The sequence below is a fragment of the Fundidesulfovibrio sp. genome (assembly GCF_058402725.1).
This window is the reverse complement of the sequence record NZ_JBZVFJ010000055.1, coordinates 1-23,555: the sequence shown is the minus strand read 5'-3', so window position 1 is coordinate 23,555 and position 23,555 is coordinate 1. Positions and strand designations below refer to the sequence as shown.

Sequence of the window (23,555 nt, the reverse complement as noted above, 5' to 3'; positions counted from 1 at the left end):
GCACGGACGAAGAGCTGGGTCACCCAGTCCGGTCGGGAGCGCCAGGGTCTGACCCGCATCCTCCCTGAAAGTCCACTGGCCGCGAAGTCTTGCCCTCCATGCTCCGCATCGGAAGCGATCCCATGCGCCCTTCGGGCATGGGGCACGCGGCTTGGCCTTTCGTCCGGAGGCGAGTCCGTCGGGGGGGGGCGTTCAATCCCAGGTGCGGCGGTCCTCCAGGCGGGGCAGGGCGGGGTCGATGGACCCGGCCCGGGCGCGCTCCAGGGCCGGGCGCAGCTTGCAGCGGAGGCGGAAGGCCTCGGTGAGCGCCGCCTCGTCCACGTCCGCCGACGCCTCGTAGACCAGGGTGAGGCAGTCGCGCCCGTCGGGATTCGTGGCCACGAGCCTCCAGGCGTCCACGCCCGGGAAGGCGGCCAGGGCCTCGGCGGCCTGGGCCGGATAGACGAACTGCCCCTTGATCTTCACCGTGTCGTCCACGCGCCCCAGGATGCCCGCGAGCCTCGGGGACGTGCGCCCGCAGGGGCAGGGCGCCTCCACCAGGCGCGAGAGGTCGCCCGTGGCCAGGCGAACCAGGGGGTAGGCGCGCACGAAGGGCGTGAAGACCACCTCCCCCATCTCGCCGGGGGGCAGCGGTTCCCCGGTGGCCGGGTCGCAGACCTCCACCCAGCCCCTGCTTGAGCAGTGCATGCCTTCCAGGGCGTCGCACTCGTAGGCGATGGCCCCCACGTCGGCCGTGCCGTAGCCCTGGCGCACCCTGGCCCCGAACATCTCCTCCACCTCGCGGCGAAGCGACTCTGGCAGGCGCTCGGCGGCCACGAAGGCCTTGCGCACCGAAAGGTCGCGGGCCGGGTCCAGCCCGGCGGCGCGGACCTTCTCGCCCAGGGCGCGCAGGAAGGAGGCCATGCCCACGAAGGCCGTGACCGGCAGCGAAGCCAGCAGCTCCGCGAGCACCTCGGTGTTGCCGGGACCGGCCGGGACCACTGCGCAGCCCAGTTCGCGCAGGGGCTCCTCGAGCATGTGCCCTGCCGGGGTGAGGTGGTAGCTGAAGGTCATCACGGCCAGGTCGCCCGCCTCGAAACCGGCGGCGCGGAAGGCCTCGGTCCAGCCCCAGAAGTCGGGCTCGCGGCCTTCGGGGTCGTAGAGGGGGCCGGGGGACTGGTAGAGGCGGCGCAGCCTGCCCAGGTCCACGGTGGAGAGCCCGCCCAGGCGAGGCCCCGAGGCCTGCACGGCCTTGAGGTCCTTCTTGCGCAGGGGGGGGATGCGCGCGAAATCCTCAGGCGAACGGACGTCCCCGGGCGTGAGTCCGGCCCGCTCCATGCGGGCGCGCGCCTCGGGGCATTGAGCGAAGGCGTGCTCCAGATGCCCGGCAAGGCGCGCCCAGAGGGCTTCGCGGCGCTCCGGGGCGGGGATGAACTCCAGGGATGGAGGGGCTTGGGTCATGGTCGCTCCTTGGGGGCGTCGTCGGGTGCGTCCGCGTGGCGTTTCGCCCGATTGCTTCGCCCGATTGCTTCGTCGGGGGCGAGACGCGGCAGGCGGGTCAGCCCAGCCAGCGTTTGCGGCGACGGTAGTGCTTCACGTCGCGGTAGGTCTTCTTCTCGCCGCCGTGGGAGAGCCCCAGGTAGAACTCCTGCACGTCGGGATTGCTCATGAGATCCCTGGAGGGGCCGTCGAGCACCACGCGACCGTTCTCCATGATGAATCCGTATTCGGCCAGGGAGAGGGCCGCCCGGGCGTTCTGCTCCACCAGGAGCACCGTGACGCCCTCCTCGGCGTTGACCCGGCGGATGATCTCGAAGATCTCCTCCACCAGGAGCGGCGCGAGCCCAAGGGACGGCTCGTCCAGGAGCAGGAGCTTCGGCCTGGCCATGAGGGCTCGGCCGATGGCCAGCATCTGCTGCTCGCCGCCGGACATGTAGCCCGCCAGCTGGTGTCGGCGCTCGGCCAGGCGCGGGAAGTAGCCGTAGACGCGCTCCATGCCGGGCCTGATCTCCGAGGAGGGGCGCGTGTGGCCGCCCGCCCGCAGGTTCTCTTCCACGGTCATGTCCTCGAAGACGCGCCGCCCCTCCATCACCTGGAACACGCCCCTGCGCACGATCTTCTCGGGCGTGAGGCGCTGGACGGGCTCCCCGGCCAGGAGCACCTGCCCGGCCGTGACCTCGCCGTCCTCGCCCGCCAGCAGGCCGGACACGGCCTTGAGCGTGGTGGACTTGCCAGCCCCGTTGGCCCCGAGAAGGGCCGTGATGCGCCCCTCGGCCGCCGAAAGGGAGAGCCCTTTGAGCACCAGGACCACGTCGTTGTAGACGACTTCCAGGTTTTCCACCGTCAGGAGATCCACGCAGAGTCCTTTGATCGTCGGGTTGCGCCGCCCTGGGGCGGCGGGTGCGCGCCGGGCCTGTTCAGGCCGCCCCGGCCCCTGCCTGTTCGGCCGTGACCGGGGCGGCGTCCGAACGGGCTACTTGCCCAGCCATTCCTTCTTGCGCTCCAGGGTCTGGGTGGCCAGGAGCTTCATCTTGCCGTTCTCGAAGGTGTAGAGCATCACCGACATGTTGGGGCGGTGGTCCTCCGGGAAGTAGGAGATGGGCGGCGTAAGTCCCATGGGGCTGTAGTCGCGCAGGCTCTCCAGGGCGGCCTTGAGGGTCTCGCCGGTCACGGGGCCTTTGGCCTGGGCCAGCTTGATGGCCTCGGCCATCACCAGCATGGAGGCGAAGGCGCGGATGTAATGGGTCATCTGCGGCTTGCCCTCGGTGAGCTTCTCGATGGCCTTCATGCCGGGCACGTCCTGCCCGTAGCTGACGGCGGTCTGCAGCGAGACCACGCCGTCTGCGGCCGATCCGGCCAGGGGCGGCAGGTTCTCGTCGGAGCCCCAGATGTTGGTGAAGAAGCGGGTCTTGAAGCCCATCTTCTGGGCGTCCTTGAGCACAACGGCCGTGGACTGCGTGGTGCCGCCGATCCAGACGAAATCGGGGGCGGCCTTCTGCAGGCGAAGGAGCTGGGCGGTGGCGTCCATGGCCTTGAGGTCCACGTTCTCCTCGCCCACCAGCTCGAAGCCCAGTTCCTTGGCGTAGTCCTTGGCGGCGGGGATGGGGGCCAGGCCGTAGGGGTGGTTGGGGAAGACCAGGGCCAGCTTGGGGGCGCGCTGCTCCTTCCAGTTGTCCTTGAAATACTTGAGCGCGCCGCGGATCTGGGTGGAGTAGTCGGCGGCCACGAAGAAGTTGTAGGGGGCCTTGGAGCCCTCTGTGAGGTGCGCCGAGTAGGAGGCCGAGATGCAGGGCACCTTGTCGCGGGCCACGAACTGGGTCAGGGCCTCGGTGTCCTGGGTGCCCCAGCCCTGCAGGGCCAGGATCTTGTCCTGGGAGGTGAACTTCTTGTAGGCGGCCAGGGCCTGCTGGGCGTTGTAGGCGTAGTCCACGGCGATGAGCTTCACCTTGGCCTGGCCCAGCATGCCGGATTCGTTGATGTAGCGCGCGCCGTCGCGGATGCCGTCGCCGTAGGGCTTGCCCACGTCGGCGGTGGGGCCGGAGAGATCCTGCAGGGAACCGATGACGTACTCCTGGGCAAGGGCCGGGGCGCAGGACAGTGCGGCCAGCGCGGCCGCCAGGAGCAGGCGTTTGAGTGTGGAATGCATGGTGTGGGCCTCCTTTGGGGTCAGTGGGCGAAGGGGTAGAGTTTCCAGTAGGCCTTGATGAGCCGCCAGCGGTGCGCCAGGCCCTCGGGCTCGAAGAGCAGGAAGAGGATGAGCGCCAGGCCGAACACCCCGCCCTTGAGGGCCATGAGGTTGGAGGCCATGCCGGGCATCCAGGCCTCGGCAGTGGCCGACAGGGCGTTGAGCGCCTCGGGCAGCGCCGTGATGAACACCGCCCCGTAGACCGCGCCCGCCACGCGGCCCATGCCGCCGATGATGATCATGGCCAGGTAGCTGATGGAGAGCCCGATGCCGAACTGCTCGGGGCTCAGAAACATGGTGTAGTGCGCCCAGAGCGCCCCGGACACGCCCGCCAGGAAGGAGCTCAACCCGAAGGCGCGCAGCTTGTAGCCGAAGAGGCTCACGCCCACGATCTCGGCCGAGAGGTAGTGGTCGCGGATGGAGACGAAGGCCCGGCCCAGGCGCGAGCGCAGGACGTTGGCCGCGCCCAGGGCGCACAGGGAGGCCGCCGCCAGGGTGAGGTAGAACATCTTGAGGTCGTTGTCGAAGGCGTAGCCGAAGATCTCGGGGGGCATCACCGCCAGGCCGTTGGAGCCGCCGGTGACGGACTCCCAGTGCAGGAACACGTATTCCAGGATCAGCTGGGCCGCCAGGGTGGAGATGGCCAGGTAGATGCCCTTGAGGCGAAGCGAAGGCAGCCCGAAGAGCATGCCGGCCAGGGCCGCCAGGAACCCCGAGGCGGGCAGGGCCAGCAGGAAGGGCACGCCCTTGGCCGCCAGCACCCCGGCCGTGTACGCGCCCACGCCCACGAAGGCCCCGTGGCCCAGGGAGATCTGCCCGCAGGAGCCCGTGAGCAGGTTGAGCGACACAGCCCCGATCACCGCGATGTTGATCAGGCAGAGCACAGAGACGTAGTAGCTGTTCATCCACGGGGGCGCGATCACCAGCGCCGCGAAGAACAGGGCCATGCACGCCTTGAGGAAACGGCTCGGGAACAGCGCCGACTCCTGGGCGTAGGAGGTGAAGAAAAGTCCGCAGGGTGCGCTCACGGCTAGACCCTCTCGATCTGGCGGGTTCCGAAGAGCCCGTAGGGTTTGAGCATCAGGACCATCACCAGCACGATGAAGGCCGCCACGTCCTTGAAGCCGCCCAGGCCCAGCACGTCCTTGGCCACGCCGTCGCAGACGTTCTCCAGCACGCCGATGAGCAACCCGCCCAGGGCCGCCCCGGCCAGGCTGTCCAGCCCGCCGAGGATCACCGCCGGGAACACCTTGAGCCCAAGGTGGCCAAGCTGCGAGTTGATGCCGTTGATGTTGCCCAGGATCACCCCGCCCACGGCCGAGACCATGGCCGCCACGCACCAGGACATGGCGAAGATGTTCTTGATGGAGATGCCCATGCTGGCCGCCGCGGCCTGGTCGAAGGCCGTGGCGCGCATGGCGATGCCCAGGCGCGAGTACTTGAAGAAGAGCGAGAAGGCCGCGAAGAGCAGGATGGAGAGCAGGAAGGCCGCCACGTACACCGGCGAGACCGGCAGCCCGGCCACCACCACCGGGTCGGCGGGCAGCACCTGGGGGAACACCCGGATCTGCGTGCCCCAGAAGAGCTGCACCAGAGCCTTGAGCACCGAGGAGAGCCCGATGGTGACCATGATCACCGAGATGGTGGGCTCCCCGATGAGCGGACGCAGCGTGAGCCGCTCGATGGCCATGCCCAGGAGCGTGGAGAACGCGAGCGTCATGGGGAAGGACACCCAGAAGGGCAGCCCGAACTGCACCGTGAGCGAGAAGCAGGCGAACGCGCCCACCATCACCAGCTCGCCCTGGGCGAAGTTGACCACCTTGGTGGCCTTGTAGATGATCACGAAACCCAGGGCCACCAGCGAATAGATGGAGCCCACAACGAGGCCCGAGATCACCAGCTGGAGATAGTATTCCATCACACTTCCTCGATGCGGACCGCGCCGCTCATGGTGCGTCGGCGGCCGTCCTGGTAGACGATCTCCGACGTGAGTTCGATCGTGCCGGGCGCGCCGAACAGGGCCTCCACCAGGGAGGCGTAGCGCTCCTCCACCACCTGGCGGCGCACCTTGCGGGTGCGGGTGAGTTCGCCGTCGTCGGCGTCCAGCTCCTTGTAGAGCAGGGCGAAGCGGCGCACCCGGTGCTCCTCGGGCAGCTCCAGGTTCACGCGGGCGATCTCCTCGCGCACCAGGGCGTAGAGTTCCTCGCGGCAGGCCAGGTCCTGGTAGGTGGTGTAGGTGATCTGGCGGCCCTCGGCCCAGCGCCCGGCGATCTCGGCGTCCAGGCAGATGAGCGCCGAGACGTGCTCCCGGCCCCGGCCGAAGGCCACGGCCTCCTTCACGTAGGGCGAGAACTTCACCTTGTTCTCGATGAACTGCGGCGAGAACCGGGCGCCGCTCACCAGGGTCATCACGTCCTTGAGGCGGTCGATGACCACCAGGCGGCCCGCGTCGTCGAAGTAGCCCGCGTCGCCGGAGCGCAGCCAGCCGTCGTCCAGGGCCTCGGCAGTGGCCTTCTCGTTCTGGTAGTAGCCCAGGAACACGGCGGGGCTTTTGGAGAGGATTTCGCCCTCCTCGGAGATGCGGATCTCGGTCTCGGGGATGGGCGCGCCCACGCTGGTGAAGTCCACGCGGCCGTCCTGGTGGATGCAGGAGATGCCCGCGATCTCGGTCTGGCCGTAGATCTGCTTGAGGTTCACGCCCAGGGCGTGGAAGAAGCGGAAGGTGTCCGGCCCCAGGGCCGCGCCGCCCGTGCAGGCCGAGCGGATGTTGGTGAAGCCCAGGCGGTCCTTGAGGGCGCGGAAAAGGGCAAGCCACGCCAGGGAGTAGGCCAGCCTGAGCCCCAGGCCCGGGGACTCGCCCCGGAAGCGGGCGTCGGCCCAGCGCTCGCCCACGGGCATGCAGAGGTTGTAGAGCCAGCGCTTGAAGGGCGTGGTCTCCATGATCTTCACGCGCACGCCCGCGGCCATGTTCTCCCAGACGCGCGGGGGCGAGAAGAGCACATGGGGGGCGATCTCGCGGATGTCCTCCCGCACGGTGTCGGGCTCCTCGGGGAAGTTCACCTTGAAGCCGAAGAGCAGGGCCGAGGCCACGCTCATCATCTGCTCGCCCATCCAGGCCAGGGGCAGGAAGGAGACGAACTCGTCGGTGGACCGCTTGGGGTCGGCCTGGCCCAGGTTGTGGGCCATGCAGAGCAGGTTGGCGTGGGAGAGCTGGGCCAGCTTGGGCCGCCCCGTGGTGCCCGAGGTGGTGGCGATGAGCGCCGGGTCGTCGGGCGAGAGGGCGTCGAGGTTGGCCTCGAACTCTCCGGCGCGCTTCTCGCCCAGGCGGCGCACGCTCTCGAAGTCCATGAGGCCTTCGTCGGCGTAGGCGGTCAGGCCCCGGGCGTCGTGGTAGACGATGTGGCGAAGCTCCGGGAGCGAGGCGCGCAGGCCCAGGAGCTTGTCCACCTGCTCCTGGTCCTCGGCCACCACGAGCTTGGTCTTGGCCAGCTCCAGGATGTAGCCGATCTCGTCGGCGGGGGCGTCCTGGTAGAGGCCCAGGGCCACGCCGCCCAGGGACTGGACGGCCAGCTCGGCCCAGAGCCATTCGGGGCGGTTGTCTCCGATGAGCACCACGATGTCGCCCCGGCCCAGGCCCAGTTCGGCCAGGCCCCCGGCGAATGCGGCGGTGATGTCCAGATAGTCCTTCCAGGTGTAGGCCTGCCAGACGCCCCACTGTTTTTCGCGCAGTGCCGTGGCGTCGGGCGCGCGCCGCGCGTTCTCCAGGAGCAGGCGGGGCAGGGTGGAGCGGTAGGTTTGCATGGTCTAGCGCCCCAGGAACACGGCGTCTTCGCTGCCCAGGTAGGCGGCCACCACGGCCGGGTCCGCGCTCACCTCGGCGGGGGTTCCCTCGGCCAGCACGCGGCCGAAGTCCAGCACCACCACCTTGTGGGAGACGTCCATCACCACGCCCATGTCGTGCTCCACCAGGAGCACGGTTGAGCCCCACTCCTCGTTGATGTCCAGGATGTAGCGGGCCATGTCCTCGGTTTCCTCCAGGTTCATGCCTGCCATGGGCTCGTCCAGGAGGATGAGCCGCGGCTCGGCGGCCAGGGCGCGTCCCAGCTCCACGCGCTTCTGCACGCCGTAGGGCAGCCGCCCGGCGGCCTGGTGGCGGTAGGGGGAGAGGTTGAGGAAGTCGATCACGTCCTCCACGCGGCGGCGGTGGGCGTCCTCCTCGCGGCGGGCCTTGCCCAGGTAGAAGAGGCTGGCCAGCAGGCCGTATTCCATGCGCGAGTGCCGCCCGAGCATGAGGTTGTCCAGCACGGAGAGGCCCTTGAAGAGGGCGATGTTCTGGAAGGTGCGCGAGAGCCCGAGGCTGGTGCGCTTGTGGGCGGGCACGCCCAGCAGCTCGCGGCCGTCCAGGGTGATGGAGCCCCTGTCCGGGCGGTAGCGGCCGCTCACGCAGTTGAGCATGCTCGTCTTGCCCGCGCCGTTGGGGCCGATGAGCGAGACGATCCGGCCTTCCGGCACGGTGAAGCTCACGTCCATCAGCGCGGCCACGGCATGGAAGGTGAGGGTGACGCCCTCCACGGCCAGCAGGTTCATTGGCGGATCCACTCGGCCACGAAGTCGGCGGCGCACATGAGGCGGTAGCCGCGCTGCTGGATGGCGGCGGCGATGGGCGAGGCGTCGTCGCAGGCCAGGCGCAGCACCACCATGCGCTGCCCGTCGTGGTAGAAGGTTCCGGTGGAGATGATGGAGACGCCGTGCTCCAGGACGATGCCGGAGAGCTCGTGGAGCACGCCCCGGCGGTCCTCCACCTCCACCACGAGGCGCGAGCCGCCGTCGCGGAAGCCCATCTCCTCCACGAACACCTCGAGCATGACGGTGCGGCTGATGTAGCCCACCAGCGTGCCCCTGGCGTCGGTGACGGCCAGCCCGGCGAGGTTCTTTCTGCACATGATGTCGGCGGCGGCCTCGATTTCCAGCTCCGGCGGCACGGTGGTGATGTCGCGGCGCATGATCTTGTCCACGGTGAGCTTGCTCACCAGGTAGAGCGCCTCGTGCTTGTCCAGGGTGGTCATCACCGAGGGCAGTGCGGCGGAGATGTCCTCGGAGCGCAGATAGCCCACCAGGCGTTCGCCGTCGGTGACCAGGAGCATCCAGAGATCGGCCTGATCCAGGAGCTTCTGGGCCTGGAGCACAGGTGTCTTGGGCGTGACGGTCTGGAAGGACTTGAGCATTTTGAGTCCGACGTACATGGGCGACCTCCTCGAAGTGGGGTGACCCTACACAAAAGGAGGGACGGCGACAATATTCACCTCACGAATGGTAGGAATTGGCCGGTAAGCGGCGCATATTCGACCGGATAAGTGTGCTTTTCAACGCATGATGCGGGATGTTGTCTTGTTAGCAAGAGCGGTTAGCAAAGAGTGTAAAACAATACCAAAAAGGTATGGAAGTGGCGCATGGAGCGTGGCGAAGGGTCTTGTTCACAGGTGGAGCGGTCGGGGGGGGGGAAGCGTGTCCGTCCACAGCAGACCTGTGCGGTGGTGGACGCGAAGCAATTGCGGGTCCAGGGCGGAGCCCTGGCGGGGTTCGGGGCGGAGCCCTGGCGGAGACCGGCAGCGTCGGTCGTGACCGGACCGGAGCCTGTCTGGACAGCGCTCCGTCAGGCGGCGGGCCTGCGGGCGCGGCGACGGCCGCCGCGCCCGCAGTCTTCATCCGTGGGCGGTCACCCGGCGGTGTTCACCCGGCGCGGGCGGCGCGGCGCTCCATGGCGGAGATGATCTTGGCCTCCACGTCGGCGGTGGGGCAGGGCTTGAGCAGGTAGTCCGCGCCGCCCCGGCTCATGATGTCGGCTGCGATGTCCACGGAGGCGTGCCCGGTGAGGATGATGATCTCCAGGTCCGGGTCGCGGCGTTTGAGTTCCGTGAGCAGGTCCACTCCGGAGATCCCGGGCATTTTCACGTCCAGGAGGGCCACGTCGAAGAGTCCGGGCTGGAAGCGCTCCAGGGCGTCCTCGCCGGAGAGGGCGGTGGTGACCTGCATGTTGCGCAGGGTGAGGAGCTTGGCGAGGGTGGTGACGAAGCGTTCCTCGTCGTCCACGCAGAGGAGGCGAACGGGGGAGTTCATGGGGTGTTCTCCGTGTTGTCCAGGGGGAGGGTGATGGTGAAGACCGCGCCGTGCCCCGGGGGGCTGGCGGCGGTGATGCGTCCGCCGAGGCGGTCCACGATGCGGTGCGTGATGGAAAGGCCGAGGCCCGTGCCCTTGCCGGGCGACTTGGTGGTGAAGAAGGGGTCGAAGATGCGCCCGAGGTGTTCGGGCCTGATGCCCGGGCCGTCGTCCTCCACGCGGGTGAAGACGTGTTTGCGGCCGGGTTCCAAACCGGTGGAGACGGCGACGCGGCCGTTCTCGCCTGCGGCCTGCACGGCGTTGACCAGCAGGTTGAGGATGGCCTGGCGGTAGAGCGGGGGGTCCAGGGGGATTCTGGGGATGTTCTCCTGGTAGCTCCGGGTGAGGCTCACGTGCTTGGCCAGGGCTTCGCGTTCGGCCAGTCGCGCCATGTCCTCGGTGAGGCGGTTGAGATCGGCGGGCTGGCGGATGGGCTTCCAGGTGCGGGCGAGGTTGAGCAGATTGTGGGTGATGTCGGCGCAGCGGTTCACCTGGGTCTGTACGGCGGCGAGGCTTTGGCGGGCCTCGTCGAGGGGGGGGGCGTTCCTGGGCGAGCAGGTGGCCCAGCCATTCGGATTCCTGGGTGATGACGGCCAGGGGGTTGTTGATCTCGTGGGCGATGCCGGAGGCGACCTCTCCGATGGCGGCGAGCTTCTGGGACTGGAAGAGCTGTTCGTCCAGGGCGCACTTTTGCGATTCGGAGCGTGCGAGGCATTCGCTGAGCGTTTTCTGGGCGCGCCAGCAGGCGGCGCCCGCGAGCAGCGCAGGCGCGACGGCCCAGGGCATGGGCGCGACAGCGGCGGCCAGGGCGAGCCCGGCGGCCAGGAGGGCGAGCAGGTGGGGGCTAGCGGGAATCCGCGCCAAGGAGTTTGCGTTCATGGGCCTGGTCGATGGCGGCGAGGAGTTCCTCGAAGTCCACGGGTTTGAGGAGGTAGGCGTTGGCGCCGATGGACATGCCCTGCACGCCGGATTCCACGGAGGCGTGGCCCGTGAGCAGGATCACTTCGGGGCCGGGGTAGCGCTTCTTGATCTCGCGCAGGGTTTCGATGCCGTCCATGCCGGGCATGAGGATATCCAGGAGCACCACGTCGAAGGGGCCGCGGCCGAGGGCCTCCAGGGCCTGCTGTCCGGAAAAGGCGGACTGCGGCTGGAAGCCTCGCCGGGCCAGGCGCTTGACGATGGTCTCGTTGTAGTCGCGCTCGTCGTCGACCACGAGGATGCGGGCCGTACCCATGCGTACCCCCTCAGGCGGCCGGAACGTACACGTCGAACGTGGTGCCCTGCCCCACGACGCTTTGCACGGTGATGCGGCCGCCGAGTTTTTCGATGATGCCAAACGAGATGGAGAGACCGAGCCCCGTGCCTTCACCAGGTTTCTTGGTGGTGAAGAAGGGGTCGAAGATCTTGTCGAGCTTGTCGGGGGGGATGCCGCATCCGGTGTCGGCCACGGTGACGCGCAGCTCGCTGGAGTCCTGCCGGAGGCGCGTGGTGAGCACGATGCGCCCGTTCTTGCCCACGGCGTCGATGGCGTTGTCGATGAGGTTCAGGAACACCTGCTGGAGCTGCGTGGGGTCGGAGTTGGTGGGGGGCAGGTGCTCCGCGAAGTCCTGCCGGATGTCGATGTTGCGCAGGAGCGCCTCGGTCTTGAGGAATTGCACCGTCTCGCCCAGGAGTTTGTTCACGTCCACGGACTGCATGACGGGTTCCATGCGCCGCGCGAAGCCCAGCATGCGGTGGGTGACGTTCTTGGCGCGCTCCACATGGTGTTCGATGCGGTGCACCGATTCGGAGAGCTCCTTGTGCTGGGGCGTTGCGGTCAGCTCGGATTCCTCGAGGAGATCCTTGATCCATCCGGCCTGCTCGCGGATGATGGCCAGGGGGTTGTTGATCTCGTGGGCCACGCCCGCGGCCATCTTGCCCAGGGCGGCCATCTTGCCGGACTGGGTGAGGCTCGCGTCCAGGGCGGCCATCTCGCGTTCGACCTTTTCGAGCCTGCCCACCATGGAGTTGGTGACGAGCACCGTGCCCGCTACGATCACGGCCACGCCTCCGGCCATGAGCACCCAGACGAGGTATTCGGCGTCGAAGAGGGGGCGCAGTTCGCCCACGGGGTCTTCGCGGATCACGAGGAGCCAGTCCTTGTTCTCAAGCCAGGTCCAGCCGTAGAGGAAGGGGCGGTGGTTCACCTCCATCTGCTCCACGCGCAGGCCCTGGAAGCGTCCGTCCACGCGGAAGGGCAGGTGCATGTCCTCCAGAACGTGGCCGCCGAAGCGCGGGCTGGTCTGGAGCACGAGCTTCTCGTTGACCAGGAAGGCGTCGCCGGTGCGCCCCATCTGGACGCGCTTGACGAAGGACTCGAAGATGTCGGAATCGATGGTGGCGCGCAGAATCCAGGACTTGCCGCCCTCGCGGCGCAACACGGCGATGATGATGTGCGGGTATTGCCGGAAGCCCAGGAACACGTCGGAGACGTAGACGCCCTTGGCCACCACCTTGGAGAACCAGTCCTCGTTCTTGTAGTTGCGTCCGGAGAGGTTGTAGGGTCCGGCGTAGGCCAGGTGGTTGCCGTCCATGCCGATCACGCCCAGGTCGATGTAGTAGCGGGAGGTGGCCTGGAGTTGGGAAAAGACGCGTTCGAGGTTTTCCTTGTCCGAGGCTTCTTCCAGGGTGAGGGCGCTGGCCAGGGTGGCCACCTGGGCCTGGCGCTCGGTGAGGAAGAGGTCGATGGCGTTGCGTTTGCTTTCCACCAGGGTGCGCAGGTTGCCCTGCAGGGCCTCCTGGTAGCCCACCGCGAAGCGGTGTTTCACCGTGAGGCCCAGCACCAGCAGGGGCAGCAGCGAGAAGCCCAGGGTGCAGAGGATGATGGTCAGGCGCAGGCGCTTGAAATCGACGGTTTTCACGCGTAAGCCCCGCCCGGTTCCTTGGCGTTTGCCTTGATTCGCATAGTGGAGTCATGGACGGCAAAGGACGGACTGTCAATGCCCGCAGGGGGCCGAAGAAGGAATTTGTGTGTCGTTTTGGCGGCGTAGGCCGCCGGGGAGCGGATCGGGATGCGTACGGCGTGGTTCTGGTTGATTGTGGCGGGGCTTTTCGAGGTGGGCTGGCCGGTGGGGCTCAAGTTGGCCCAGACGCCGGGCAGGGTGGCCCTGGGAGTGGCCCTGGCGGTGGCGTGCATGGGGCTCTCCGGCTGGCTTTTGTGGCTGGCGCAGAAGTCCATCCCCATGGGCACGGCCTACGCCGTGTGGACGGGCATCGGCGCGGCGGGGACGTTCCTGGTGGGCGTGGCCTTCCACGGCGACCCGGCGGGGCTGGCGCGCGTGGCGGGGGTGGGGCTCATCGTGGCCGGTGTGGCGCTGCTGAAGCTGGCCTCGTGAGCTGCGGCGTCCGACGCCTTTTCGTCACGCCGTGAACGCGCCCGCGCGACATGCGCGGTGTAGGTGCACGACGCATCCTCGAAGCGTGGAGGCGGTCGTGACGAAAATCGGATGGAACGAGTCCATGAGCCTGGGGGTCCCTTCCCTGGACAACCAGCACCGGCGGTTCATCGAACTGGCGACGGACCTGCTGGACGCCACGCGCCAGGGCCTGCCGGGCAAGGAGCTGGCCGCGCGCCTGAGCAGGCTGCGCGAGCACACGGTCTACCATTTCGGGGACGAGGAGACGTTCATGCGCTCCATCGGCTACCCCGGTCTCCATGCCCATGTCCAGGAGCACGATGAACTCAAGAGGCTCGTGCGGATGCACCAGGAGAAGCTCTTCCGCGAGGGGCGCGTGAAGGAGAAGGACCTGCTGGCCTTTCTCAAACGCTTGCTGGTGGACCATGTGGTCTATGCCGACCTCGAGGTGAAGCGCTTCCTGGACGCAAAGGCCCCGCCCGGACGCGAGAGCCCGGCGGCCTGAGCGGCCCGGCGCTTCCGAAGCTGGTCTCTGGTCGCGATGTTGATAAGCAGGAAGACGTCTTTCAAAAATACAGGGAATTTTGGATGCTTGTCTTGAAAATCCGTGTGGACGGATTGTGAGGGCGCATCCCTGGCGAGGGCCGTTCAGGCCATCTCGCGCATCACCTCGGTCATGTGGCGCTCGCCGGCCTGGCGCAGGATGTCTCCGATGTCCTTGGCGAATTTCAGGCGGAAGCCTTCCACCATGGCCTCGTTGGTCATCACCATGTCGATCTGGCGCGTGTGCATGAGCAGGTAGCCGATCACGCGCAGGCGGTCGAGCATGAGGTCCATGGGGCCTTTGGCGTAGACGGCGCGCATCTCATCGCCCTGGATCTCCACGCGGAAGTTGTAGTTCTCGAGCACCTCGCCCACGAACTTGGCGCGCAGGGCGCGCCTGCCCTGCTCGGCCGCGCCGCCCTTGAACTGGAAGCTCACGTAGTTCTCGTGTTCGCGCTCGTCCACCAGGGCCTCCACGGTGCAGAAGTGGTAGCCGAAGCGCGAACTCAGGCACATGTAGTGCCTGGAGATCATGAAATAGTTGCCCTGGGCGTACTCCGTGGCCCCGCCGTGTGTGAGGTTGCGGTTCACGGTGGAGTGGGCCACGATGTGCAGAAGCCCGGCCGCGTCCACCGGCGGCGGCCCGGCCCAGGGCACGGCCACGAAGCCCTCCCAGAGCGAGAGCACCGGCTCGCAGGCGATCTCCTCCATGGTGACGTACTTGCCCGTGATTTCGCGGGTGAAGCCGTCGTCGAGGTTCACGAACCACCACTTCATGGGCACCCGGTACTTGAGCTGCTTGGAGGCGCGTTTGGAGAAGTGGAAGTCCTGCCCGAAGCGGAACATCTCGGTCACGGACTTTTCGTGGCAGAAGCGGGTGATGTCGTGGAGCGTCTGGCAATGCTCCGGCGCGAACTCGGGCGCGGAGGGGTCCAGGAGGTTCAGGGGCGCCACGATGTCGAGCACTTCGCGCAGGATGGCGTGCATGGGCGACTGGGCGTGGGGCATTTCGCGCTTGGGGGCCAGGGCCAGCAGGGCCTCCACCCGGCCAGGGTAGACGGCCAGGCCGTCGGCGTCCACCGTGACCTCGCCTTTGCCCGCGAGGGTCGCCACCGCGCCCTCCAGGCCCATGACGGCGGGCACGCCGAACTCGCGCGCCACGTTGGAGAGGTGCCCCGCCACGCTGCCGCGCTCGCACACCAGGGCCGAGGCCCGGGACAGGAGCGTGGCCCAGCGCGGGGCCGCGTCGGCTGCCAGGACCACGCCGCCCTCGGGGAAGGTGAGCATGTCCAGGTCGCGCGCCACCACGTGGACCGTGCCCGCCGCCACGCCCGGACTTCCCGTGACGCCCCCGGCCGCCAGGGGCTGGCCGAACTGCCCCGGGGGGCGCTTGGCCCGGCCGGCCTCGATCTGCTGGAGCGGGCGGCACTGGAGCAGGAAGATGTTGCGCTCCTGGTCCATGGCCCACTCGATGTCCAGGGGCTCGGCGTACACCTCGTCGAGCCGGATGGCCATGGAGGCCAGGCGCAGGGCTTCCTCGTCGGTGAGGCTGGGGGCGCTGGCGGCTTCCCCTGCCTCCTCGTGGCGGCAGACGCCCTCCACGGGGTCGCAGAGGTAGAGCCTGTCCTTGCGGGCGATGCGCTGTTCGGTCAGGCGGGGCGGGTCGCCGCGTTTGGCCACGAAGAGGTCGGAGGCCACGGCCCCGTCCACCACGGTCTTGGCCAGGCCCCAGGCGGAATGGACGTAGATTTCGTCGTCGCGGATGGAGAGGGGGTTGCGCGAGTAGATAACGCCGCCGCTGCGCGCCTTGACCATGGCCATGCAGCCCACGCACATGGCCACGTCCTCGTTGGGGATGCCCTTGGCCAGGCGGTAGGTGACGGCCTGGGGGCTGTACTTGCTGGCCACGATCTCCTTGTAGGCGATGAGCAGCTCCTCGGCCGAGACGCCCAGCACGCTGCGGAACTGCCCCGCGAAGGACTGCCCCATGGCGTCCTCGCCCAGCGCGCTGGACCGCATGGAGACGCGCACGTCGGGCTCCGTCCTGGCTTCCAGGTCCACATAGGCCTTGAGGATGGCCTCGGCCACGTCGGGGGGCAGCTGGGCGGTCAGGATCATCTGCTGGATCTGCGAGCACAGGGGCAGCAGGGTGGCGTGGTCGTCCGCGCCCACGGCCTGGATGAGGCGGTTGATCTCGTCGCCCAGGCCGGAATCGCGCATGAAGCGGCTGTAGGCCAGGGCGGTGACGGCGAAGCCCGGGGGCACGGGCAGCCCCACGCGGGCCATGATGTCGCCCAGGTTGGCCATTTTGGAGCCCACCTGGTCGGCGTGGGCGCGGTCCACGGCCTCCAGGGGGAGCACCAGCTCGGTGGCGGCGGTTTGGGGCTGGCGGTCCAGCACGGCCGCGATCTGGGCCTGGATGTCCTTGAGGCGCTCGAAGAGGGCGTCGTACTTGCCGGGGGCGATCTCGGAGAGGTGCTTGACGATGCGGTAGACGTTCACCGAGGCGGCGGTGGCCTGGGAGCGCACGAAGCTCATGCCGAAGACGGAGGAGCCGCGCAGGGCCTGCTCCATCTCGCTCATGATCATGAGCGTCTTCTTGTTGGCGGTGAGCAGCAGTCGGAAATTGTGGTAGCGCTTCTTGAATTCGGCGAGAATCTCCTCGTCGGACATGCCCTCGCCTTGATGGTGGCCGCCGATGAGGCTGGAGAAGAAGGTCTTGAAGCGTGTGAACACTGTGTCAGATCACTGTTGGAGGCACTTTTTCTTGTTGGCGTCCTGGATCTTGCAGAGGAGTTCTTCCAGCTCAACGGGCTTCATGAGGTAGTCGAACGCGCCCAGCTCCATGCCGCGCATGGCCACCTCCACGTTGGCGTGGGCGGTGAGCATGAGCACCTCCAGCCCGGGCTTGAGGGCTTTGATCTTCTGGAGCGCCTCGATGCCGTCCATGCCGGGCATCTTCACGTCCAGCACGGCCACGTCTGCCTCGTGGGCGGCCAGGAAATCCAGAGCCTCCTGGCCCGAGAAGGCCAGGTGCACGGTGAGCCCGCGCCGGGTCAGGCGTTTGGCCAGGGTTTCGATGAATTCGGCCTCGTCGTCCACCAACAATACGCTGCACGTGCTCACGGCTTCCCCCCGGATCGCTTTGAGGGTTCAATCTGACCGTTTACTCTCCGAATTGCAAGGCCCGCGTGGCGCTGGTCTTTTCCCGCGCCCGGCGCTACATGCCCGGCCCATGAGTCTCGAGATCATCCTCAAGGACGCCGTGGTGAGCCGCGCCGGGCGCAGGCTCCTGGACCGCGTGAGCTGGCGGCTCGCACCCGGCTCGCGCCATCTTCTCACAGGGGACAACGGGGCGGGCAAGTCCACCCTGCTGGCCCTGGCCCGGGGCGAGATCTGGCCCGACCAGCTGCCCGGCGGCGGCTTCGCCGGGGAGCGCGCCTACGTGGTGGACGGCCACGCCACCAGGAGCCCCATCCCGGCCCGGACGCGCATCCGCCTGGCCGGGGCCGGACTGCGCGACCGCTACCGCGCCATGGGCTGGAACGTCCAGGCCTGGCTCGTGGTGGTCTCGGGCCTCACGGATTCGCCGCTGCCCTCGGGGCGCGTGGGGCAGGCCGAGGAGGCCGCCGCCCGGGAGGCCCTGGCCGCCCTGGGCCTGGAGCGCCTGGCCGGGCGGCCCTTCCTGGAACTTTCCCAGGGCCAGGCCATGGGCGTGCTGCTGGCCCGCGCCCTGGTGGCCCCGCCCCAGGGCGGCCCGGGCCGCGCCCCGGAATGGATCTTCCTGGACGAGGCCGCCGACGGTCTGGACGCAACATCGCGCCGCACGCTGCTGGACTCCCTGGAGCGCCTGGGCGCGCTGGGCCTGGGCGTCGTGCTGGCCAGCCACCACGCGCCGGGCCTGGAGGGCTGCGAAACGCTCCACCTGGAACAGGGCCGGGTGGTCGCGCTCCCGGGCGTCCCGGCGCACGGACCGGACGCCTCTCCGGCGGACGACGCGCCCGATCCGGCTCACAGCCCTGCGTCCGGGACCGCGCCCGGACAGCGCGTTTCCGGCGGCCCCGAGCCCGTCGCAGTCCGGCCGGGGCACGCCAGCCGCGCGCCCGTCCTGGAGCTTCAGGACGCGAGCCTCGTCCTCTCCGGGCGCGAGGCGCTCTCGGGCGTCTCCTGGAGCGTGCGCCCCGGCGAACACTGGCTGGTGCGCGGACCCAACGGGGCGGGCAAGTCGAGCCTGGTGAAGCTCCTCAGCGGGGACCTCCATCCCACGTCCGGCGCGGTCCGCCGCTTCGGGCTGCCCGAAAACGCCAGCCTCTGGGACCTGCGCGCGCGCATGGGCCTGGTCTCCTGGGAGGGACAGGCCCAGTGGCCCGAGGGCTTCAGCGTGGAGGACGCCTTCGTCTCGGGCTTTTTCGGCAGCTACGGCCCCTACGACCGCCCCACGCCGGAGATGCTTGAAGCCGCCCGCGCCTGGATGGAGCGCCTGGGGCTGGCCGCCCTGGCAGGACGCCCCGTGACCACGCTCTCCCAGGGCCAGGCCAGGCGGGCCATGATCGGGCGCGCCCTGGCCTTCGATCCCCCCCTGCTCCTGCTGGACGAGCCCCTGGGCGGTCTGGACCGCCGCGCGCGGCGCGCCGTGCTGGACCTCCTGGACGCCCTGGCCGCCGAAGGCCGCCAGATCGTGATGGTCACGCACAACGCCCGCGAGGTTCCACGCTGCATCACCCACGTGCTGACCCTGGAGCGCGGGCGCGCCCTCTCGGCCGGTCCCGCCGCCCCCTGAACCCCAACCGCAACGGAGCCCCCATGCCCTCTTTCGACTGGGACGCCCTCTGCGCCGTGGCCCGCCTGGCGGGCCAGGCCATCCTCCAGGTCTACGGCACCGAGTTCGCCGTGGAACTCAAGGAGGACGACTCGCCCATCACCCGCGCGGACCGCGCCTCCAACGAGATCATCCTGCAGTCGCTGGCCGCGCTGCACCCGGACATCCCGACGCTCTCGGAGGAGTCTCCCAAGCCGCCCTACCCGGAGCGCGCCCGCTGGAAGCGCTTCTGGCTGGTGGACCCCCTGGACGGCACCAAGGAGTTCGTGAAGCGCAACGGCGAGTTCTCCGTGTGCATCGGCCTGGTGGAGAATCGGCGGCCGGTGTTCGGCGTGGTCTACGTGCCCGTGAAGGACATCCTCTATGCGGGCGGCCCCGGGCTGGGCAGCGTGAAGGTGGTTGGCGGGGAGCGCACGGCGCTGCGCGTGTCACCCCCGGAGCCCGGGGCGCGCGTGGTGGCCGTGGGCAGCCGCTCGCACCCGGACCCGCGCCTGGAGGAATACCTGGCGCGCTACCCGGAGCACGAGCTGGTCTCGGCCGGGTCGGCGCTCAAGTTCGGGCTGGTGGCCGAGGGCCTGGCCCATGTCTACCCGCGCTTCAACCCCACCTGGGAGTGGGACACCGCCGCAGGGCACGCCGTGCTGCTGGGCGCGGGCGGCACGTTCACGGACCTTGATGGCGGGGAGTTCCTCTACAACAAGGAATCGCTCAAGAACGGGGGCTTCATCGCCCGGGCCTGAGGGCCCGGGGCCCTGTCCGCCCGCTGTAAAAAGTCGATTCTTGCGGCCTGTTCAAATCACCCGCTGGCAAGGCGCGGGGGAAAAGCCAAGCCCGATGCGTAGTTCACCTTCGTGAGGGGTTGGCTTTTCCTATGCAACGCAGCCAGCGAGGAGTCTTCAGCAGGCTGCTAGCGCCCCTTGGCCACGCTCAGGTAGACCATGCGGGCCACCACGCCCAGGAGCGGCGCGCCCAGGGCGAAGAAGATGGCCACCCCGAAGTTTCGCTGCACCCAGGGGATCTGGCCGAAGAAGTAGCCGCCGAAGAGGTAGAGGGGCGTCCAGAGCAGCTTGCCCACGGCGTTGTAGAAGAGGAACGGCCGCCACTCCATGCGCACGATGCCGCCCGCCAGGGGGGCCACGGAGCGCAGCACGGGCACGAAGCGCGCGGCAACCACGGTGGCTCCGCCGTGGCGTTCGTAGTAGTCGTGGGCCTTGGCGAGTGATTCGGGCGAGATGAAGGGGATGCGCCCGCCCGCCAGCACATGCCCGCCCAGCCAGCGGCCGATGGCGAAGTTGAGGGCGTCGCCCAGGAAGGCGGCCGAGACGCCCAGGGCCAGGGTCCACCAGAGGTCGAGCCCGCCGCCGCGCGCGGCCACGGCCCCCACGGCGAAGAGCACCGTGTCCGAGGGCAGGGCCGTGGTGACCACGAAGCCCGTCTCCGCGAAGACCACCGCGAAGAACACCGCATAGACCCACGCCCCGTAGGCCTGGTTGAGGGCCAGCAGATGGTTCTCCAGGTGGAGGCAGATGTCCCAGACGTCGGCGAGGGTCACATTCGGGGAGTAAGGCGCGCGCGGGCGGCGCGTCAAGGGCGGGGGCTTGACGTGGGGCACATCTGCCCTGGCATGGGCCTGGGCTCAACCGCGAGGAGTTGCAGGATGCTGCGCTACCGAGTCGAATTCATCCCCGACGAGAACGGATCGGTGATCGCAACGATTCCCGCGATCCCCGGGGTCATGAGCTTCGGGCGGGACGAGGACGAGGCTGCGGCCATGGCGCGCGACGCCGCTCTGACCATGCTGGCCTCCATGGTGGACGACGGCGAGGACATCCCCGCGCCGAACGCGTCCGACGGGGATGCACCCTGCGTGGACATTCCGCCCATGGCCGAGGTGAAGCTCACGTTACACCAGACCATGCGGAGCCAGGGCGTCAGCCAGTTGAAGCTCGCTTCGCGGCTGCACACGGACCCCAAGTCCGTGCGCCGCCTGCTGGACCTGTACCACGCCTCGCGCTGGGACCACCTGGAAATGGCCCTGGAGGCGCTGGGCTACCGCGTGACGGTCCGGGTGGAACCGGCCGGACCGCCGCCCGGGCTCGACGGGGAGGCGGGGAGGGGCGGAAGTGGGCGTGAACTAATGCGGAGTGCCTCAGCTGGAAACTGATTCCCCCTATTCCCCCCTTCCGATCAGCCGCTCGAACTCCTGCGCGTCCAGCACCTCTTTCTTCAGAAGCTCCTGGGCCACGCCTTCCAGCTGGTCGCGGTGTCCCGTGAGGATGGCGCGCACGCGCTCGCGGGCCTCTTCCAGGATGTCCTTCACTTCCTGGTCCAGCTTGGCGGCCGTGGACTCGCTGTACTCCTTGCCCGTCAGGGGGGCCTGCTCCGGGCTCAGGAACAGGGGCCTGGCCTGGCGCGGGTAGGTGGAGAGCCCCAGGGTGCGCCCCATGCCGTACTCGGCCACCATGGCCCGGGCGATGTCCGTGGCGCGCTGCAAATCGTTGTGCGCCCCGGTGGAGATCTCCTCGAAGACGGTCTCCTCGGCCACGCGCCCGCCCAGCAGCACGTCGATCTTGCCCGTGAGCTCGCTTTTCGTCATCAGGTAGCGGTCCTCGGTGGGCAGCTGCTGGGTGTAGCCCAATGCCCCCAGCCCGCGCGGAACGATGGAGATCTTGGACACCTTGTCCGAGCCCGGGGTGTAGGCCGCCACCAGGGCGTGCCCGGTCTCGTGATAGGCCACGATCTTCTTCTCCTTGGGGTTGATCACGCGGTTCTTCTTCTCCAGGCCCGCGATCACGCGGTCCACGGCTTCCGAGAGATCGTCCATCTCCACGGCGCTCTTGCGCCGCCGGGCGGCCAGGAGCGCCCCCTCGTTGATGATGTTGGCCAGGTCCGCTCCGGAGAAGCCGGGGGTCTTCTGGGCGATCTCGCGCAGGTCCACTCCGGGGGCCAGTTTCACGTTCTTGGCGTGCACGTTCAGGATGGCCTCCCGGCCGTTCACGTCGGGGCGGTCCACCAGCACCTGGCGGTCGAAGCGCCCGGCGCGCAGCAGGGCCGGGTCCAGGGTCTCGGGGCGGTTGGTGGCGGCCATGATCACCACGCCCTTGCGCGGGTCGAAGCCGTCCATCTCCACCAGGAGCTGGTTCAGCGTCTGCTCGCGCTCGTCGTGGCCGCCCATGAGATTGGCCCCGCGCGCCTTGCCGATGGCGTCCAGCTCGTCGATGAAGATGATGCAGGGGGCCTTCTCGCGGGCCTGGGTGAACAGTTCGCGCACGCGCGAGGCCCCCATGCCCACGAAGAGCTCCACGAACTCCGACCCCGAGATGAAGAAGAAGGGCACCTTGGCCTCGCCCGCCACGGCCCGGGCCAGCAGCGTCTTGCCCGTGCCCGGCGGCCCCACCAGGAGCACGCCCTTGGGCATGCGCCCGCCCAGGTTCTGGAAGCGTTCGGGCTCGCGCAGGAAGTCGATGATCTCCTGCAGTTCTTCTTTGGCCTCGTCGCACCCGGCCACGTCTGCGAAGGAGGTGGTCAGGTCGGCCTCGGCCACGATCTTGGCCTTGCTGCGCCCCACGCCCAGGAGCTGGTCCTGCGGGTTGAAGCGGCGCATGAGGAAGAACCAGATGCCGAAGAAGATGAGCGCGGGCAGCACCCAGCTCATGAGGTCGCGCAGGAAGGTGGATTCGGGCTGGCCCCGGAAGTCCACGTTGTACTTGGAAAGTTCCTCCGAGATTTCCGGGTCCACGCGCAGGGCCACGAAACGCTGCTCTGCCTCCTGGCCGTCCTGGACCACCTTCATCTTTCCCGAGAGCGAGCCCTGGGCGATGGCCACTTCCAGGATGTGTCCGGCCTTGAGCTCCTTGAGGAAATCCGAATAGGCCAGGGTCTTGGGGCCGTAGCTGCGCACGTAGTAGTCCTGGATGATGGAGAGGGCCAGGAAGGCCGCGACCACGTACCAGAGGGTGAACTGATGTTTCTTGTCCATGATGTCCCGTGGGTTGGAGCTGGAACGATACCGGGAGGATAGGCCCGCGCGGGGCGGGGGTCAAGCGGGTGCGTCGTCCTCTTCCAGTTCGCCGCTCACCTGGAAGGAGCGCATGAAGGCGCGGTCGATGCGGTCCTTGAGCCAGAAGGCGGTCTGGCCCTCGTAGGCCAGGGGGCCTTTGCGCAGGATGCCCCGGCCGTCTCCGCAGTTGAGGATGAGCATGTAGTTGCCGGAGGTGTCGGAGAAGGGCGCGAGGGGGCGCTCCTCCAGGGCGGCCAGGAGGTTGTGGGTCAAGACGGGGTTCTGGCGCACCGGGTAGACCCCCACCTTGTCCAGGGGCTTGGGGCCGAAGTCGATGCAGTCGCCCCCGCCGAAGATTTCTGGGCGGCTCACGCTGCGCAGGAAGGCGTCCACCAGCAGGCCTCCGTTCGGGCCGGCGGCGAGGCCGAAGCGGGAGACGTCCGGCTGGGGTCGCACGCCCACGGCCAGCAGGGCCACGTCGTAGGGCACGCGCAGGCCGTCGGTGAGCACGGCCCGGTCTTCCTCCAGGCGGGCCACGCCCAGACCCTCGAAGATCTTGATGCCCCGGCGCGCCAGGGAGCGGTGGGCCAGCAGGCGCACCCGCTCCGGGAAGCGGCGCAGGAACCCCCCGCCGGGGGCCAGGGAAATGTCGGGCGTCTCGGAGCAGGCGCAGCCGATCAGGGCGCAGGCGTTGCCCGCCAGCTCGAAGGCGGCGGCCCCGCCCCCGGCCACCAGCACCTTGGCGGTGCGGCCCAGTTCGGCCACGGCCTCGATGCGCCGCTTGGCCTCCAGGAGGTTCTCGATGGGCTTCACGGGAAAGACGTTGGGCCGCCCGCACCCGGCCACGGAGGAGGGCACGGCAGAGCCTGTGTTGAGCGAGCACACGTCGTAGCCCACGGCCATGCCGTTTTCCAGGCGCGCCACGCGGCGCGCGGGGTCCAGGGAGGCCAGGCGGGAGCGGATGAACGTGCCGCCGCC

General features: G+C 68.7%; 22 protein-coding genes. 5 read left to right on the top strand and 17 right to left on the bottom strand.

The annotated features are described in order from the left end of the window. Positions 1-192 precede the first annotated feature (192 nt). The 12 genes from ACV4UX_RS09065 to ACV4UX_RS09010 all read right to left on the bottom strand — a co-directional run bounded on the left by ACV4UX_RS09065 (position 193) and on the right by ACV4UX_RS09010 (position 12,720). On the bottom strand, positions 193-1,440 hold the full coding sequence (locus ACV4UX_RS09065) for a phenylacetate--CoA ligase family protein (RefSeq protein WP_491592986.1): 1,248 nt from the start codon (positions 1,438-1,440) through the stop codon (positions 193-195). Positions 1,441-1,537: 97 nt separating this feature from the next. After that, the gene (locus ACV4UX_RS09060; RefSeq protein ID WP_491592985.1) at positions 1,538-2,335 is read right to left on the bottom strand and encodes an ABC transporter ATP-binding protein; all 798 of its coding nucleotides are present in this window, start codon (positions 2,333-2,335) and stop codon (positions 1,538-1,540) included. A gap of 117 nt (positions 2,336-2,452) precedes the next feature. Continuing rightward, a complete protein-coding gene (locus ACV4UX_RS09055) occupies positions 2,453-3,625 on the bottom strand; it encodes an ABC transporter substrate-binding protein (RefSeq protein ID WP_491592984.1) in 1,173 nt (390 codons plus the stop codon). A 20-nt stretch (positions 3,626-3,645) separates the two neighbouring features. Then, complete coding sequence (locus ACV4UX_RS09050; RefSeq protein WP_491592983.1) at positions 3,646-4,692, bottom strand: branched-chain amino acid ABC transporter permease; 1,047 nt, start codon at positions 4,690-4,692, stop codon at positions 3,646-3,648. A gap of 2 nt (positions 4,693-4,694) precedes the next feature. After that, entirely contained in the window at positions 4,695-5,582 is an 888-nt protein-coding gene (locus ACV4UX_RS09045; protein ID WP_491592982.1) for a branched-chain amino acid ABC transporter permease, read from the bottom strand. Continuing rightward, the gene (locus ACV4UX_RS09040; protein WP_491592981.1) at positions 5,582-7,465 is read right to left on the bottom strand and encodes an AMP-binding protein; all 1,884 of its coding nucleotides are present in this window, start codon (positions 7,463-7,465) and stop codon (positions 5,582-5,584) included. Before ACV4UX_RS09040 ends, ACV4UX_RS09045 begins: the two co-directional genes overlap by 1 nt. Positions 7,466-7,468: 3 nt before the next feature. Further along, on the bottom strand, positions 7,469-8,251 hold the full coding sequence (locus ACV4UX_RS09035) for an ABC transporter ATP-binding protein (RefSeq protein WP_491592980.1): 783 nt from the start codon (positions 8,249-8,251) through the stop codon (positions 7,469-7,471). Continuing rightward, on the bottom strand, positions 8,248-8,907 hold the full coding sequence (locus tag ACV4UX_RS09030; protein ID WP_491592979.1) for a CBS domain-containing protein: 660 nt from the start codon (positions 8,905-8,907) through the stop codon (positions 8,248-8,250). Before ACV4UX_RS09030 ends, ACV4UX_RS09035 begins: the two co-directional genes overlap by 4 nt. 487 nt (positions 8,908-9,394) lie before the next feature. Continuing rightward, positions 9,395-9,781, bottom strand: a complete 387-nt coding sequence (locus tag ACV4UX_RS09025) for a response regulator (RefSeq protein ID WP_491592978.1) — start codon at positions 9,779-9,781, stop codon at positions 9,395-9,397. Next, entirely contained in the window at positions 9,778-10,311 is a 534-nt protein-coding gene (locus ACV4UX_RS09020; protein ID WP_491592977.1) for a sensor histidine kinase, read from the bottom strand. The genes ACV4UX_RS09025 and ACV4UX_RS09020 overlap by 4 nt, the downstream gene beginning before the upstream one ends. A gap of 353 nt (positions 10,312-10,664) precedes the next feature. Then, positions 10,665-11,054 carry a response regulator gene (locus ACV4UX_RS09015; RefSeq protein ID WP_491592976.1) on the bottom strand — a complete coding sequence of 130 codons (390 nt, stop codon included), beginning with the start codon at positions 11,052-11,054 and terminating at the stop codon, positions 10,665-10,667. 10 nt (positions 11,055-11,064) lie between these two features. Beyond that, positions 11,065-12,720 (bottom strand): sensor histidine kinase, encoded by a 1,656-nt coding sequence (locus ACV4UX_RS09010; protein ID WP_491592975.1) that lies wholly within the window; start codon positions 12,718-12,720, stop codon positions 11,065-11,067. 150 nt (positions 12,721-12,870) lie between these two features. On the opposite strand from ACV4UX_RS09010, the gene ACV4UX_RS09005 reads away from it, so the two are divergent. Both ACV4UX_RS09005 and ACV4UX_RS09000 read left to right on the top strand, forming a co-directional pair. Then, positions 12,871-13,194, top strand: a complete 324-nt coding sequence (locus ACV4UX_RS09005) for a DMT family transporter (RefSeq protein WP_491592974.1) — start codon at positions 12,871-12,873, stop codon at positions 13,192-13,194. Positions 13,195-13,291: 97 nt separating this feature from the next. Continuing rightward, complete coding sequence (locus ACV4UX_RS09000) at positions 13,292-13,720, top strand: bacteriohemerythrin (protein WP_491592973.1); 429 nt, start codon at positions 13,292-13,294, stop codon at positions 13,718-13,720. 143 nt (positions 13,721-13,863) lie between these two features. Here ACV4UX_RS09000 and ACV4UX_RS08995 read toward each other — a convergent pair whose 3' ends face one another. Together ACV4UX_RS08995 and ACV4UX_RS08990 are read right to left on the bottom strand one after the other, a co-directional pair. Beyond that, positions 13,864-16,494 carry a PEP/pyruvate-binding domain-containing protein gene (locus ACV4UX_RS08995; RefSeq protein WP_491592972.1) on the bottom strand — a complete coding sequence of 877 codons (2,631 nt, stop codon included), beginning with the start codon at positions 16,492-16,494 and terminating at the stop codon, positions 13,864-13,866. Positions 16,495-16,503: 9 nt separating this feature from the next. After that, positions 16,504-16,884 (bottom strand): response regulator, encoded by a 381-nt coding sequence (locus tag ACV4UX_RS08990; RefSeq protein WP_491592971.1) that lies wholly within the window; start codon positions 16,882-16,884, stop codon positions 16,504-16,506. Between the two features lie 109 nt (positions 16,885-16,993). Here ACV4UX_RS08990 and ACV4UX_RS08985 point away from each other — a divergent pair, with 109 nt between their 5' ends. Continuing rightward, complete coding sequence (locus ACV4UX_RS08985; protein ID WP_491592970.1) at positions 16,994-18,538, top strand: ATP-binding cassette domain-containing protein; 1,545 nt, start codon at positions 16,994-16,996, stop codon at positions 18,536-18,538. Between the two features lie 23 nt (positions 18,539-18,561). Continuing rightward, positions 18,562-19,317, top strand: a complete 756-nt coding sequence (gene cysQ, locus ACV4UX_RS08980; RefSeq protein ID WP_491592969.1) for a 3'(2'),5'-bisphosphate nucleotidase CysQ — start codon at positions 18,562-18,564, stop codon at positions 19,315-19,317. Between the two features lie 167 nt (positions 19,318-19,484). On the opposite strand, the gene ACV4UX_RS08975 is transcribed toward cysQ, so the two are convergent. After that, positions 19,485-20,129, bottom strand: a complete 645-nt coding sequence (locus ACV4UX_RS08975; RefSeq protein ID WP_491592968.1) for a VTT domain-containing protein — start codon at positions 20,127-20,129, stop codon at positions 19,485-19,487. A 105-nt stretch (positions 20,130-20,234) separates the two neighbouring features. Between ACV4UX_RS08975 and ACV4UX_RS08970 the strand changes: the two genes are divergently transcribed. Next, positions 20,235-20,741: a type II toxin-antitoxin system HicB family antitoxin gene (locus tag ACV4UX_RS08970; RefSeq protein ID WP_491592967.1), complete on the top strand. Its 507-nt coding sequence runs from the start codon at positions 20,235-20,237 to the stop codon at positions 20,739-20,741. A 6-nt stretch (positions 20,742-20,747) separates the two neighbouring features. Here the strand turns inward: ACV4UX_RS08970 and ftsH are convergent, their stop codons facing one another. Both ftsH and ACV4UX_RS08960 read right to left on the bottom strand, forming a co-directional pair. Next, positions 20,748-22,556 carry an ATP-dependent zinc metalloprotease FtsH gene (ftsH, locus tag ACV4UX_RS08965; RefSeq protein WP_491592966.1) on the bottom strand — a complete coding sequence of 603 codons (1,809 nt, stop codon included), beginning with the start codon at positions 22,554-22,556 and terminating at the stop codon, positions 20,748-20,750. 60 nt (positions 22,557-22,616) lie between these two features. Further along, the coding region (locus ACV4UX_RS08960; protein ID WP_491592965.1) for an NAD(P)/FAD-dependent oxidoreductase at positions 22,617-23,555 on the bottom strand (939 nt) is incomplete at its 5' end.